We start from the raw sequence: 14,261 nt of genomic DNA on the forward strand, positions 1-14,261 counted from the left end.
GGCAGGCACGTGACCTCGATCTCACGCGGAGACGTCGCGCATCTGGCCAGGCTCTCCCGCCTGGATCTGAGCGACGCCGAGCTGGACTCGTACGCGCAGCAGCTCACCGACATCCTCGTCCACGTGCAGACGGTGTCCGAGGTCGCCGCGGACGACGTCCCGGCGATGAGCCATCCCACCGCGATCAGCAATGTGTACCGCGAGGACGTCGTCGCGCCCGGATTGACCCCGGAACAGGCGCTCGACCAGGCCCCCGAATCCGACCAGCAGCGCTTCGAGGTTCCGCAGATCCTGGGAGAGGACGCATGACCGACCTGACCACCGCCACGGCCGCCGAGCTCGCCGGGCGGATCGCCGCCCGCGAGGTCTCCTCGGAAGAGGTCACCCGGGCACACCTGGACCGGATCGCCGAGGTCGACGGCGAGATCAACGCCTACCTCCATGTGGGCGCCGACGCGGCACTCGAGGCCGCGCGCGCCGTCGACGCCAGGCTGGCGTCCGGCGAGGAGCTCGGACCGCTGGCCGGCGTTCCCGTCGCCCTCAAGGACGTGTTCACCACCACCGACGCGCCGACCACGTGCGCCTCGAAGATGCTCGAGGGCTACATGTCGCCCTACGACGCGACGGTGACCACCCGACTGCGCGCCGCTGGTATCCCGATCCTCGGCAAGACCAACCTCGACGAGTTCGCGATGGGGTCCTCCACCGAGAACTCGGCGTACGGGCCGACCCGCAACCCGTGGGACCACACCCGTACGCCCGGCGGTTCCGGCGGCGGCTCGGCGGCGGCGCTGTCCTCCAACCAGGCACCGCTGGCCGTGGGCACCGACACCGGCGGCTCCATCCGTCAGCCTGCCGCGCTCACGGCGACCGTCGGGGTCAAGCCCACGTACGGCACGGTCTCGCGGCACGGCCTGGTGGCATCGGCCTCGTCGCTCGACCAGGGCGGGCCCTGCGCCCGGACCGTCGAGGACGCGGCCCTGCTGCACCAGGTGATCGCCGGCCACGACCCCGGCGATTCGACGAGCCTGGACGTGGCCATCCCGGACATGGTGGCGGCCGCCCGTGAAGGCGCGCGCGGTGACCTGAAGGGTGTCCGCGTGGGCGTGGTCCGCGAACTCTCCGGCGACGGCTACCAGGCCGGTGTGGAGGCGTCCTTCCAGGCCGCGGTCGAGACCCTCCGAGGTCTGGGCGCCGAGGTCGTGGAGGTCTCGTGCCCGAACTTCCAGTACGCCCTGCCGGCGTACTACCTCATCCTCCCGTCCGAGGTGTCGAGCAACCTGGCCCGCTTCGACGCCATGCGTTACGGCCTGCGTACCGGTGAGGGATCCGCCGATCAGGTGATGGCGGCGAGCCGCGCCGCCGGGCTGGGCCCCGAAGTCAAACGCCGGATCATGCTGGGCACCTACGCCCTGTCGGCCGGTTACTACGACGCCTTCTACGGCCAGGCGCAGAAGATCCGCACGCTCATCGCGCGCGATTTCGACGGCGCCTACGAGAAGGTCGACGTCCTGGTCTCGCCCACCACGCCCACCACTGCGTTCCCGCTGGGGGACAAGGTGGAGGACCCGGTCGCGATGTACCAGTTCGACCTGTGCACGCTTCCGCTCAACCTCGCCGGCCACTGTGGGATGTCCGTGCCGAGCGGCCTCGTCGACGGGCTGCCGGTGGGTATGCAGATCATGGCCCCGGCCCTGGCCGACGAGCGCCTGTACCGGGTCGGCGCGGCGTTCGAGGCCGCGAGGGGCGCGATCGCGTGACCGTGGTCCCCGAGCGGGACGCGTGGAAGGCTCTCGCGGCCCTGGTCATCGGGTTCTTCATGATCCTGGTGGACCAGACGATCGTCGCGGTGGCCACCGAGGCGTTTGTCACCCAGCTGGGTGCCACCACCAACCAGGTCATCTGGGTCACCAGCGCCTACCTGCTGGCCTACGTGGTACCGCTGCTTTTCACCGGACGGCTCGGCGACCAGATCGGGCCCCGCACGGTGGCGATCGCCGGCCTGGTGGTCTTCACCGGTGCCTCGCTGTGGTGCGGGCTCGCACCGAACATAGAGACCCTCATCGTGGCCAGGGTGTTCCAGGGCGTCGGGGCCGCGTTGCTGACGCCGCAGTCGTTGAGTGTCATCACGCGCGTGTTCGCGCCGTCGCGGCGCGGCGCCGCGATGGGCGCCTGGGGCGCCGTGGCCGGCATCGCCTCGGTGGTCGGGCCTGTCGCCGGTGGCGTGCTCATCGACGCCCTCGACTGGCGATGGATCTTCTTCGTCAACATCCCCTTCGGGATCATCGCCGTGGTGTTGGTCTGGCTGTGGGTGCCCGAGATGGAGACCCGCGGCCACTCCTATGACATCCCGGGCATCCTGCTGTCGGCCGTCGGGATGTTCTGGCTCGTGTACGGCATCCAGCAGGGCGAGTCTCACGGCTGGGGTGCCACCACCATCTCGCTCGTCGTGGCGGGGGTGCTCGCTGTCGCCGCGTTCCTGTGGTGGCAATCGCGCGTCCGGACCGAACCCCTGGTCCCGCTGCGGCTGTTCCGCGACCGCAACTTCTCGATCGGGAATTTCGGCGTATCGACGATCGGGTTCGTCACCGCCGGCACCATGGTCCCGCTGATGTTCTATCTGCAGGGGGTCAAGGGACTCAGCCCGACGAGCGCCGGACTCATGCTGCTGCCCATGGCGATCATCGCCGGCATCCTGGCTCCGCTGGTTGGCCGCCTCGCGGACCGACTCGACCCCAGGATCTTCACCGGCATCGGCTACTTCTCGTACGCGGTGTCGCTGTTCTGGCTGGCGCTCGTCATGGATTCCCACACGTCGATCCCGGTGCTGCTCGGCCCGATCGCACTGATGGGGGTGGCCAACGGGTGTGTGTGGGCGCCCACCTCGTCGACCGCGATGCGCCAGTTGGAACTGGCGTCGGCGGGCGCAGGGTCGGGTGTGTACAACACCACGCGCCAGGTGGGCGCGGTCCTCGGCTCCGCGGCGATCGGTGCGTTGATGCAAGCGCGTCTCGTGGCGCACGGGGATGTCGGTCAGGCCGTGGCGGACGCGATGTTCCTCCCCGCTGTGGTGGTCCTGCTCGGCGGCCTGGCCACGATGGCGTTCCGTACCGGTGAACAGCCGGTGAGCACGGCGCGCTGACCTCGTCTCGCACCTAGACTGCGGGAGAACCGAGAGGAGCTCCACGTGCGTATAGGCGTGCTGACCGCCGGTGGCGACTGCCCCGGACTCAACGCGGTCATCCGGGCGCTGGTCCGGACCGCCCATTCCGAATACGACTCGCCGGTCCTGGGCTTCCAGGACGGGTGGTCCGGGTTGGTGCACGACCGTGCGGTACCGCTGTTCGACGACGAGGGGATCGACCGCATCCTGCTTCGCGGCGGCACCATCCTCGGCACAGGCCGTCTCAATCCGGACACCCTCAGGTCCAGCCTGCCGGAGATCCGGCAGACGCTGGACAGGCACGCGATCGACGCACTGGTCGCGATCGGCGGCGACGGGACGCTCAAGGCCGCCCGGTGGCTGACGGAGAACGGCATCCCGGTGGTGGGTGTGCCCAAGACGATCGACAACGACGTGGGCGGGACCGACTACACCTTCGGGTTCGACACCGCGGTCTCGATCGCCTCGGATGCCATCGACCGGCTGCACACCACGGCGGAGTCCCATGAGCGGGTGATGCTGGTGGAGGTGATGGGACGGCACGCGGGGTGGATCGCGCTCCACGCCGGCCTGGCCTCGGGCGCGCACATGATCGTCATCCCGGAGGTCCCGTTCGACATCGATTACGTGTGCAAGGTGATGAGTCGTCGGTTCCAGATGGGTGAGGCCTACGGGATCTGCGTCGTCGCGGAGGGGGCCACCCCCGTCGAGGGTTCCGGCATGACCCTCCGCGAGGGCGGCACCGACCAGTTCGGTCACGAGGTGTTCACGGGGGTGGCGGACCAGATGGCCGCCGCGATCTCCGCGCGGATGAATCGCGACGTCCGCACGACCGTGCTCGGGCACATCCAGCGTGGTGGTACGCCCACGGCCTACGATCGCGTGCTCGCGACCCGGTTCGGGGTGCACGCGGCGCGCGCGGTGCACCGTGGAGATTTCGGCCAGATCGTCGCCCTGCGGGGCGAGTCGATCGAGATGGTGCCGGTAGAGGACGCGGTGGCCGTGCTCAAGACCGTTCCAGAGGACCGCTACCGCGAGGCCGCCTGCCTCTTCGGCTAGATTGTTCCGCATGGAGTTCACCGAGGTCGTGTCACGTTTCGATCCCGTCATGGGTATGGAGGTGCACGTCGAGCTGCACACCGCCACCAAGATGTTCTGCGGTTGTCCGACCGCCTTCGGGGCCGAGCCCAACACCCAGGTCTGTCCGGTGTGCATCGGACTGCCCGGCGCGCTGCCCGTCGCCAACCGCCAGGCCGTGGAGTGGGCGATCAAGATCGGTCTCGCGCTGAACTGCTCGATCGCCCCGAACAGTCGCTTCGCCCGGAAGAACTACTTCTATCCGGATCAGCCGAAGAACTACCAGATCTCGCAGTACGACGAGCCGATCGCCTTCGACGGTTACCTCGACGTCCAGCTCGAGGACGGCAGCACCTGGCGCGTGGACGTCGAGCGGGCCCACATGGAGGAGGACACCGGTAAGTCGACCCATGTCGGCTCGGCATCCGGTCGGATCCACGGGGCCACCCACTCGCTGCTCGACTTCAACCGGGCGGGGGTGCCGCTGATCGAGATCGTCTCCAAGCCCATCGTCGGAGCAGGGGAGCGGGCACCGGAGATCGCGCGCGCCTACGTCTCGGCGCTCCGGGATCTACTCAAGAGTCTCGACGTCTCCGATGTCCGTATGGATCAGGGATCGATGCGTTGCGACGCCAACGTGTCCCTGATGGAGAAGGGCGCCGCTGAGTTCGGCACGCGGACGGAGACCAAGAACGTCAACTCGCTCCGCAGCGTCGAGACGGCCGTGCGGTTCGAGATGTGTCGACAGGCCGACGTCCTCGCCGAGGGCGGCGAGGTGGTCCTCGAGACCCGCCACTTCCAGGAGGGGGACGGCACCACCACGGCCGGCCGTCCCAAGGAGTCGGCTGAGGACTACCGCTACTTCCCCGAGCCCGACCTGGCGCCGGTCGAGCCCTCGGCGGACCTCGTCGAGGAGATCCGCGCGACCCTGCCGGAGCTGCCGTGGGTGCGTCGCGCCCGCGTGCAGGAGCAGTGGGGCGTCTCCGACGAGGAGATGCGTGACCTCGTCAACGCCGGTGCGCTCGACCTGATCCTCGCCACCGTGGACGCCGGAGCGACCCCGGCGGAGGCCCGGTCGTGGTGGGTCTCCTACCTGACCCAGCAGGCCAACAAGCGGGAAGTGGAACTCGACGCGTTGTCCATCACGCCGGCCCAGGTCGCCCGCGTGATCGAGCTCGTCGCCGAGGGCAAGCTCACCAACAAGCTCGGCCGACAGGTCGTCGACGCCGTGCTCGACGGTGAGGGGGAGCCCGACCAGGTCGTGGCGGACAAGAGTCTCGAGGTCGTCCGTGATGACTCGGCACTGCAGAAGGCGGTCGACGACGCACTCGCGGCCCAGCCCGACATCGCCGAGAAGATCCGCTCGGGCAAGGTGCAGGCCGCCGGCGCGATCGTCGGCGCCGTCATGAAGGCGACCCGCGGGCAGGCCGACCCGGCCCGTGTGAAGGAACTGGTCATCACCGCCTGCAGCTAGGGACCCGGAGTCCCGGCGGGCCCCGCCCGCCGGGGCCTATGTCCGGGCGTCTCCGCCGCCACCGGACTGTGGCAGGATCACCGCACGGTCATCGGTCGGCACGGGTGCGCCGCCCGCCTTGTTGGCGGTGCCGGCCAGCAGCACGCCATCGGCGATCGTGGTGAGTCCGCTCAGCCGCCCGTAGCGGCCTTCGGCGATCGCCTTCGGCTGGCCCCTGGCGGCGCCCCCGGCGGTCTCGACGGTGTCGACCCGCTCGGCGTCGGGTAGCGCGATCGACAGGGAGCCCTCAGCGGCCGCGCACCCACCCGCCGAACGCTGATCCGGCCACGTCCACACCACACGATCGGCAGTGCGCAGCGCTGCGCCACGGTCCGAGATCGTGGAGACGAACAGGTCGTTGTCGAAGGTACAGAGGGCCATGATCCGACCCAGGCCGCCGGCGACCACCTCGGGGCCCTCGGCCCGGCCGATACCCGTGAACCCCGGGAACCGGACCAGTTGGTCCCCGACGCCCACCGTGAGCACATTGTCGACGAAGGCCATGCCCCCGGTCTCCGCGGGCTGGAGCTCGGCGACCGTGCGGGGGGTGTCGCCGCGGGCGAGACGCTCGACCCGGGTGGGGCCGTCGCCCACCACGAGGAGGTAGACCAACCTGTCCTGGTCGAAGTCCGGCGACGGCGCCACCGCCGCGACCCTGCCTCCGCGGGGGTCGACCCGCCCGAAATTCTCGGGCGAGGTGTCCGGTCCGACGATCTTCACCCCTCCGGTCGACTCGGCGACCAGGGCCCTGTCGCCGAGCGCGGCGACCGCGACCGCGGGTTCCAGGCAGGTCGCGATCACGGCGGGATCGGGATCGACGCACGGGCCGGTCTCCGGCTCGGGGGCCGGCGGCCCGCCGGTGGACGTGGTCGGGGGCGGCGGCGACCCCGGTGGCCCCGAGGGGGGCGGGGCACCCATCCCCGGGCCCGGGGCGGGCGTGAACGGATCGTCCAGCCGGTCGTCGAATCTCGCGCACCCGGACACCACCACTGTCATGGCCAGGAGCAGCGCGAGCGATCTCATGCCGACTAGAGTACGGCCCGCCGTGTCCTCGGGGCGCAGCCGCCGCGCGAGGCCTACAGTCGATGAGTGACTTCCTCAAAGCCCGGAGACGACGCCCGTACCGAGATCATCCACGACGTCGACTATCCGCTGGACGTCCCCTCCACCTCGGGGGCGACCACCGGTGACGCCGCCACCACGGCATTCCCGGCGGCCGGCGTGACGGACTACTCGCAGTTCGCCGAGTCCGGCGGCTACGACGTCTCGGCGCCGCTGCCGTTCGGCGAGCAGCCCACCACCATCGCCCCGGAGGGGCGCGGTGAGGTCGCCAGGCGCGGGACGACGGATCTCGGGCTGTTCATCCTCCGCCTCACCGTGGGTGTACTGCTGACGCTGCGGGGCCTGCAGAAGCTGTTCGGGCTGTTCAACGGCCCCGGCATCGACGGTATGGCGGCGACGCTCACGGAGGCGGGGTTCGAGCAGGCACGGATACTGGCGATCGCCGGCGGCGCGATCGAGCTGGTGGCGGGAGTGATGCTCGTGATCGGACTGGCGACCCCGATCGCCGTGGCCGGCCTGTTCGGTCTCGTCGGACTCGGCATGGCGATCACACTCACCGGGGACCAGACCGTCCCGTTGCTGGGGGAGACGACCCGCGGCCTGGAGGCGTCGGTCCTCTACGCGGCCAGCCTGCTCGCGCTGCTGTTCACCGGCCCCGGCCGGTGGGCGGTCGACCGCAAGTGGGGATGGTCGCACCGCCCGCGGTTCAGCGGCATCATCTGGCTGCTCATCGCGGCCGTGATCGCCGGACTGGTCTGGTACTTCCTCAACGGCACCAACCCGCTCACGTCCAGCGGGAACAGCGCCCCGGTCACCGCGGGCTGATCTGCCCGGGCACCGGGGCGCTGCGAGGGACTCGGATGGCGCGGGCCCGGCCGGCGGCCGGGCCCGCGTAGGTTCCCGACCTCAGTCCGGCAGGATGCGGACCGCGCCCTTGTCCGCCGACGATGCCATCGACGCGTACGCGCGGAGCGCGGTCGAGACCTTCCGGTCACGCTTGAACGGGCGCCAGGGCAGCGGGCCCTTCTCCTGACGACGACGATCCAGCTCGGCCTCGTCGACATCCACCGAGATGGAGCGCGTGGCCACGTCGATCGTGACGATGTCGCCGTCACGCACGAGCCCGATCGGGCCGCCCGCCGCCGCCTCCGGGGCGATGTGGCCGATCGACAGCCCCGAGGACCCGCCCGAGAACCGGCCATCGGTGATCAGCGCGCACTTGGTGCCGAGCCCTGCGCCCTTGATGAACGCGGTCGGGTGGAGCATCTCCTGCATACCGGGGCCGCCGGCCGGCCCCTCGTAGAGCACGACAAGGACCTCGCCCGCCCGGAGTTGCTTGCCCAGGATGACGGACACGGCCTCCTCCTGGGATTCGACCACCCGGGCCGGTCCGGAGAAGTGGAAGTTGTCCTCGGACACGCCCGCGGTCTTGAAGACCGAGCCGTTGGGGGCGATGTTCCCGCGCAGGACGGCCAGGCCGCCCTCCTCGGTGGCGGGGTGCTCGACCGAGTGGATGCAGCCGTTCTGTGCATCCGTATCGAGTGACTCCCAGCGGTTGTCGGTCGAGAACGGCTCGATGGTGCGCACCCCGCCCGGGGCGGCGTGGAACAACTCGACGGCCTTCTCCGTCGCAGTGCCGCTCCGGATGTCCCAGTCCGCGATGTACTGCTCCAGGGAGGGGGAGTGGACCGAGTGGACGTCGGTGTCGAGCACGCCACCCCGGTACAGCTCGCCGAGGATCGCCGGAATGCCGCCGGCGCGGTGGACGTGCTCCATGTAGTAATCGGAATTCGGCGCCACCTTGGCCAGGCAGGGCACGCGACGGGAGATCTCCTCGATGTCGTGGAGGTCGAAGTCGACCTCTCCCTCCTGGGCGGCCGCGAGGATGTGCAGAACCGTGTTGGTCGAACCGCCCATGGCCACGTCCAGGGCCATCGCGTTGGTGAACGCGGACCTGGTGGCCACCGACCTGGGCAGGACCGAGCTGTCGTCCTCGCGGTAGTACCGCGTGCACAGGTCGACGATCAGGCGGCCCGCCTCCGCGAACAGTTCACGCCGCGCGCTGTGGGTGGCCAGGGTCGAACCGTTGCCGGGCAGTGAGAGACCCAGTGCCTCGGTCAGGCAGTTCATGGAGTTGGCGGTGAACATGCCCGAGCACGAGCCGCACGTCGGACATGCCGAACGTTCGATCGCGTCGAGGTTGTCGTCGTCGATCGCCGAGTTGGCCGAGGCGGAGATGGCGGTGATGAGATCGGAGCCGGCCTTGACCACCCCGTCGACGACGACGGAGAAACCCGACTCCATCGGCCCACCGGAGACGAACACGGTGGGGATGTTCAGACGCATCGCCGCGTTGAGCATTCCCGGCGTGATCTTGTCGCAGTTGGAGATGCAGACCAGTGCGTCCGCGGTGTGCGCGTTGACCATGTACTCCACGGAATCGGCGATGATCTCGCGGCTCGGCAGCGAGTAGAGCATTCCCGCGTGGCCCATCGCGATGCCGTCATCCACGGCGATCGTGTGGAACTCGCGGGCCACCCCACCGGCCTCGGCGATCTGCGAGGCCACGATCTCGCCCACGTTCTTCAGGTGCACGTGGCCCGGAACGAACTGGGTGTAGGAGTTCGCGATCGCGATGATCGGCTTGCCGAAGTCCGAGTCCGTCATCCCGGTGGCACGCCAGAGGGCCCGGGCCCCTGCGGCATTGCGTCCGGCGGTGCTGGTTCGTGACCTCAGGGGCGGCATGGGACCTCGATCCGATTCGGTGACTGTGTGGTCGTCAACAGGAAGGCTGCGCGGCGGGTCCCGGTTGAGGGGCATACGCGCCGTGACCTCCCCACGATACGCCCCGGTACGGGGTTACCCTTCTCTCGGTCGGCCGTTCGGTCGGCACGTCAGACGTGAATGAGGACCCGCATGACCGATTCCGGACACACTGGTGGCTTCCGCGAGTTCGCCTCGCACTCCGCGGGGGCGATCGCTGTCGTCTGCGGACTGTTCTTCCTGCTGGCGTTCATGTACCTGGGGGGCACCGCGGATCCGCAGGCCCACGCGCGGCATGTTCCCGTCGCCGTCGTCAACGAGGACGCGGGCGCGACGCTCGAGACGCCGATCGGGCCCCGGACCCTCGACGTGGGTACCCAGATCACCGCCGGCCTGCTGCAGAACAATGACTGGGAGAAGTTGCGCCTGCACATCGTGGACGCCGCGGAGGCGGAGGAGGGGCTGCGGGACGGTTCGTACTTCGGCGCGGTACGGATCCCGCCCGAGTTGAGCCAGCAGGTCGTGGACCTGGTGAACGCGGCGGCGACGGAAGCGGGCGAGTCCGGCGGGTCCCCCGAACGGGCGTCGGTCACGTTGCAGTACTCGCCCAGGGTCTCGATCGTGTCGGGCCAGGTCATGAACACGGTCGCCGAACGGATGCGGACATCGCTCCACGAGAGCATGGGGGCCACACTGCTGTCCGATTCCACGATGCTCGCCGATGCGGATGGTCGACAGATCGGTGCCGCCGCGGCCCTGGCACTGCAGTATCCGGTCGAGGTCGATGTGACCGAGTGGAATCCGCTGCCGGACGGGGTGACCAATGCCTCGCTGCCGATGTTCTATGCGCTCATCGTGATCCTGGCCGGGTTCACCGGGGCCATGATCATCTCGAATCTCCTCGATGCCCGGCTGGGCTTCATCCCGCTCGAGATCGGCCCGCTCGCGCTCCACGTGCACGTCGCGCCGTTCGGGCGTCTGCAGACGATGTTCCGGAAGTGGGCGGTCACGGTGGTCACGGCACCGCTGGTGTCGGCGCTGTGCCTGTGGGTCGCGGACATCATCGGTGTGACGGGGTACGACGCGTGGGACATGTTCTGGTTCTCGAACCTGGTGATCGTCGCGGTCGGGGTGTGCGCCCACGCGATACTCGCGGCGATCGGTAACGCGGGGTTGCTCGTCAACCTGGTGCTGTTCGTCGTGTTGGGTATCCCGACGTCAGGAGGGGCGACACCCACTCAGATGCTGCCGCAGATCTTCGTCGCGATCGGCTCCCTCCAGCCGATGCACCAGGCGTACCTGGGGCTGCGGTCGATCATGTTCTTCGACTCGAGCTGGGGCGCGGGCCTCGGTCACGCGGTCTGGGTGCTCAGCGGGTGGTGTGTCGCCGGCGTGGTCCTCGGGGTGGCCGTCACGCTGTTGTACGAGCGGATGGGGCTACGACGACAGGCCGTCGCGGACCGGGTGCCCGCGGGCAGGGGTGTGGCCAGTGGGCTGCCGATCCGGAACGGCGTCAGCCGGACACGCTCATCAGGGACCGGTGAGGCAGAGGCGCGGGACTCAGTCGTCGCCGGGGCTGGTGGCGCTGTAGGGGTCGCGGATCCGGCCCCCGCTGGCCCGGGAGAGCCGGGGCAGGTCGTGGAAGGAGACGCCGCCCATCGGCAGTGACGCCTCCTCGGTCGTGACCAGGCGCGCGAACCCGTTCTTGGGGAACATCACGCCCTTGACCTCGTCCCACGGCACGGACCGGCGGCTACGCCAGGTCGACAGGTGGACGCCCTCGTCGTCGAGTCTGGTCGAGGTGCGGGCCACCCACCAGGCGAAGGCGATCGGAAGCAGCACGAGCCAGCCGAGCGCGAGCGGATAGGCCGTCGCGGGCCAGGCGATCGCCAGCAGGAAGATCGCGATGACGATGTACGACATGGGATTGACCCGGAAAAGTGACCGGTCGCGGGGAGTGGATTCCGGGAGGGGGGCTGAAAATTGCGCGCTCATGATGCTTGACAGTGTCTCACGGTCCACATGGTGGGATCGGGGTTCCACGAGTTGACGCTGTGGTCGGCGCCCACCTAGTCTGGGTGCCATGAACACACGGAACGGTCTCGTACTCGGCCGGCGCGTCGGCGCCTGAGCCGTCACCTGGCTTCTCGACGACGCGCACCCTCGCCGGCCCCGTGGCCGTCGGGGGTTTTTTGTTGCCGGGTACCCGCGGGCCGACCGGGCCGCGGAGGGCGACAATCCACTGCTCCACGACCAGCATGAAGGATAGTTGAAGTGAGCGCACCAACGGCACAGCCCGGGCCTCGTCCGGGTACAGAGCACAAGGCCCGGTCCACGGCCCCTGAGCGGATGACCGGAGCCCAGGCCGTGGTCCGGTCTCTCGAGGAGATCGGCACCGAGGTCGTCTTCGGAATCCCCGGCGGGGCCATCCTGCCGGTCTACGACCCGCTGTACGACTCGGCCAGGGTCCGGCACGTTCTCGTGCGTCACGAACAGGGCGCCGGCCACGCGGCGACCGGGTACGCGCAGGTCACCGGCAAGGTCGGCGTCTGCATGGCGACCTCCGGCCCCGGTGCCACCAACCTGGTGACCCCGCTCGCCGACGCGCAGATGGACTCGGTCCCCGTCGTGGCCATCACTGGCCAGGTCGGTACCGCCCTCATCGGCACGGACGGCTTCCAGGAGGCCGACATCTCCGGCATCACGATGCCGATCACCAAGCACAACTTCCTGGTCTCGCATGGTGACGACATCCCGCGGATGATCGCCGAGGCCTTCCACATCGCGCAGTCCGGCCGCCCGGGCGCGGTGCTCGTGGACATCCCCAAGGACGTCCTGCAGAACGAGATGACCTTCTCCTGGCCGCCCGAGATGAAGCTGCCCGGCTACCGTCCGGTCACGAAGCCGCACGGCAAGCAGATCCGCGAGGCCGCCCGGATGATCGCCCGGGCCAAGCGGCCCGTGCTCTACGTCGGTGGCGGCGTCATCAAGGCGGACGCCTCGGCGGAGCTCATGGAGCTCGCCGAGTTGACCGGGATCCCGGTCGTCACCACCCTGATGGCGCGGGGCGCGTTCCCGGACTCCCACCGGCTGCACTACGGCATGCCGGGCATGCACGGCACCGTCGCCGCGGTGGCCGCCCTGCAGCGCTCGGACCTGCTCATCACCCTGGGCGCGCGGTTCGACGACCGGGTCACCGGCCGTCTCGACACCTTCGCACCGGACGCCAAGGTCATCCACGCGGACATCGATCCGGCCGAGATCGGCAAGAACCGTGCCGTGGACGTCCCGATCGTCGGCGACATCAAGGAGGTGCTCGCCGAGCTCGTCCAGACCCTTCGAGGCGAGCGGGACTCGGGGTCGATGAAGGCCCCCGCCACCTGGGTCGAGCAGCTCGACGAGATCCGCAGCGAGTACCCGCTCGGGTACGCCCCGCAGTCCGACGGTTCGCTGTCGCCCGAGTACGTCATCGAGCGGCTCAGTGCGGCTGCCGGTCCCGACGCCATCTACTGCGCGGGCGTCGGTCAGCACCAGATGTGGGCCGCGCAGTTCGTGCGGTACGAGAAGCCGCGCACGTGGCTCAACTCGGGCGGGCTCGGGACCATGGGGTACTCGGTCCCCGCCGCGATGGGCGCGAAGTTCGGCCGTCCTGATGCCGAGGTGTGGTCCATCGACGGCGACGGCTGCTTCCAGATGACCAATCAGGAGCTCGCCACCTGTGCGATCGAGGGCGCACCGATCAAGGTCGCGCTGATCAACAACGGAAACCTGGGCATGGTCCGACAGTGGCAGACGCTGTTCTACGACCAGCGTTACTCGCAGACCGATCTGTCGACCCACTCGATGCACATCCCCGACTTCGTCAAGCTCGGCGAGGCGCTCGGTTGCGTGGCGCTGCGCTGTGAGCGCGCGGAGGATGTCGACGCGGTGATCGCCCAGGCCCGGGAGATCAACGACCGGCCGGTGCTCATCGACTTCATCGTGGGCAAGGACGCCCAGGTGTGGCCCATGGTCGCGGCCGGAACGTCCAACGACGAGATCATGGCGGCCCGGGACATCCGGCCGCTGTTCGACGACAGCGACTCCGCGGCGGACGAGCCCGCGGAGATCCACGAGGCGACCGAGCGGATCGACGCCGCGGTGATCGCCGCCCAGGAGGAGGACCAGTGACCGCTCGCTCCCACACCCTGAGCGTTCTGGTGGAGGACAAGCCGGGCGTGCTCGCACGCGTGGCCTCGCTCTTCTCCCGGCGCGGGTTCAACATCGAGTCGCTCGCCGTCGGCCCGACCGAAACGGATGGTCTGTCGCGGATGACGATCGTCGTCAACGTCGAGGACTTCCCGCTCGAGCAGGTGACCAAGCAGCTCAACAAGCTGGTCAACGTCATCAAGATCGTCGAGCAGGACCCGGCCGGCTCGGTCTCCCGCGAACTCACCCTGGTCAAGGTCCGCGCCGACGCGACGAACCGTGGCCAGATCGTGGAGATCGCCAGCCTGTTCCGTGCCCATGTCGTGGACGTCGCCCCGGAGTCGGTGACCCTCGAGGCGACCGGCACCCCGGATAAGCTCGACGCACTCCTGCGGATGCTCGACGGTTACGGCATCCGCGAGATCGTGCAGTCCGGCATGGTCGCGCTGGGACGCGGCCCCAAGTCCATCACCACCACTCGATAGTCTCGACTTC

Annotated in this window: 12 protein-coding genes; 9 read left to right on the forward strand and 3 right to left on the reverse strand. The window is 69.3% G+C overall.

The genetic code is table 11. The features are described from left to right. Positions 1-9 precede the first annotated feature (9 nt). Genes gatC through gatB form a run of 5 tightly spaced genes read left to right on the forward strand, consistent with a single transcriptional unit; the run spans position 10 to position 5,714 of the window. Entirely contained in the window at positions 10-309 is a 300-nt protein-coding gene (gatC, locus tag ACWIFB_RS14705; RefSeq protein ID WP_230928699.1) for an Asp-tRNA(Asn)/Glu-tRNA(Gln) amidotransferase subunit GatC, read from the forward strand. Next, positions 306-1,760 carry an Asp-tRNA(Asn)/Glu-tRNA(Gln) amidotransferase subunit GatA gene (gene gatA / locus ACWIFB_RS14710; RefSeq protein ID WP_452099957.1) on the forward strand — a complete coding sequence of 485 codons (1,455 nt, stop codon included), beginning with the start codon at positions 306-308 and terminating at the stop codon, positions 1,758-1,760. The genes gatC and gatA overlap by 4 nt, the downstream gene beginning before the upstream one ends. Further along, a complete protein-coding gene (locus tag ACWIFB_RS14715; RefSeq protein WP_452099956.1) occupies positions 1,757-3,142 on the forward strand; it encodes a DHA2 family efflux MFS transporter permease subunit in 1,386 nt (461 codons plus the stop codon). The genes gatA and ACWIFB_RS14715 overlap by 4 nt, the downstream gene beginning before the upstream one ends. Before the next feature lie 45 nt (positions 3,143-3,187). Then, a complete protein-coding gene (locus ACWIFB_RS14720; RefSeq protein WP_452099955.1) occupies positions 3,188-4,222 on the forward strand; it encodes an ATP-dependent 6-phosphofructokinase in 1,035 nt (344 codons plus the stop codon). A gap of 10 nt (positions 4,223-4,232) precedes the next feature. After that, positions 4,233-5,714, forward strand: coding sequence for an Asp-tRNA(Asn)/Glu-tRNA(Gln) amidotransferase subunit GatB (gatB, locus tag ACWIFB_RS14725; RefSeq protein ID WP_452099954.1), 1,482 nt, complete (start codon positions 4,233-4,235; stop codon positions 5,712-5,714). Positions 5,715-5,750: 36 nt separating this feature from the next. Here gatB and ACWIFB_RS14730 read toward each other — a convergent pair whose 3' ends face one another. Beyond that, a complete protein-coding gene (locus ACWIFB_RS14730) occupies positions 5,751-6,776 on the reverse strand; it encodes an oxidoreductase (protein ID WP_452099953.1) in 1,026 nt (341 codons plus the stop codon). A 66-nt stretch (positions 6,777-6,842) separates the two neighbouring features. Here ACWIFB_RS14730 and ACWIFB_RS14735 point away from each other — a divergent pair, with 66 nt between their 5' ends. Then, positions 6,843-7,640, forward strand: coding sequence for a DoxX family protein (locus ACWIFB_RS14735; RefSeq protein ID WP_454058648.1), 798 nt, complete (start codon positions 6,843-6,845; stop codon positions 7,638-7,640). Positions 7,641-7,721: 81 nt separating this feature from the next. Here ACWIFB_RS14735 and ilvD read toward each other — a convergent pair whose 3' ends face one another. Continuing rightward, the gene (gene ilvD, locus ACWIFB_RS14740) at positions 7,722-9,560 is read right to left on the reverse strand and encodes a dihydroxy-acid dehydratase (RefSeq protein WP_452099951.1); all 1,839 of its coding nucleotides are present in this window, start codon (positions 9,558-9,560) and stop codon (positions 7,722-7,724) included. 171 nt (positions 9,561-9,731) lie between these two features. Between ilvD and ACWIFB_RS14745 the strand changes: the two genes are divergently transcribed. Further along, the gene (locus ACWIFB_RS14745; RefSeq protein WP_452099950.1) at positions 9,732-11,246 is read left to right on the forward strand and encodes a YhgE/Pip domain-containing protein; all 1,515 of its coding nucleotides are present in this window, start codon (positions 9,732-9,734) and stop codon (positions 11,244-11,246) included. On the opposite strand, the gene ACWIFB_RS14750 is transcribed toward ACWIFB_RS14745, so the two are convergent. After that, positions 11,139-11,573 (reverse strand): PH domain-containing protein, encoded by a 435-nt coding sequence (locus ACWIFB_RS14750; RefSeq protein ID WP_454058649.1) that lies wholly within the window; start codon positions 11,571-11,573, stop codon positions 11,139-11,141. The two genes, ACWIFB_RS14745 and ACWIFB_RS14750, sit on opposite strands and share 108 nt — an antisense overlap. Before the next feature lie 279 nt (positions 11,574-11,852). Between ACWIFB_RS14750 and ACWIFB_RS14755 the strand changes: the two genes are divergently transcribed. Together ACWIFB_RS14755 and ilvN are read left to right on the forward strand one after the other, a co-directional pair. Continuing rightward, on the forward strand, positions 11,853-13,748 hold the full coding sequence (locus tag ACWIFB_RS14755) for an acetolactate synthase large subunit (RefSeq protein WP_454058650.1): 1,896 nt from the start codon (positions 11,853-11,855) through the stop codon (positions 13,746-13,748). Continuing rightward, a complete protein-coding gene (gene ilvN / locus ACWIFB_RS14760; RefSeq protein ID WP_230928710.1) occupies positions 13,745-14,251 on the forward strand; it encodes an acetolactate synthase small subunit in 507 nt (168 codons plus the stop codon). Before ACWIFB_RS14755 ends, ilvN begins: the two co-directional genes overlap by 4 nt. The last annotated feature ends 10 nt before the right edge of the window (positions 14,252-14,261 follow it).

The sequence above is a fragment of the Dietzia sp. NPDC055340 genome (genome assembly GCF_053645335.1).

Coding starts and splice junctions, on each gene's coding strand:
- gatA (WP_452099957.1), top strand. CDS start 306: ATGACCGACCTGACCACCGCCACGGCCGCCGAGCTCGCCGGGCGGATC.
- gatB (WP_452099954.1), top strand. CDS start 4,233: ATGGAGTTCACCGAGGTCGTGTCACGTTTCGATCCCGTCATGGGTATG.
- ACWIFB_RS14730 (WP_452099953.1), bottom strand. CDS start 6,776: ATGAGATCGCTCGCGCTGCTCCTGGCCATGACAGTGGTGGTGTCCGGG.
- ilvD (WP_452099951.1), bottom strand. CDS start 9,560: ATGCCGCCCCTGAGGTCACGAACCAGCACCGCCGGACGCAATGCCGCA.
- ACWIFB_RS14745 (WP_452099950.1), top strand. CDS start 9,732: ATGACCGATTCCGGACACACTGGTGGCTTCCGCGAGTTCGCCTCGCAC.
- ACWIFB_RS14750 (WP_454058649.1), bottom strand. CDS start 11,573: ATGAGCGCGCAATTTTCAGCCCCCCTCCCGGAATCCACTCCCCGCGAC.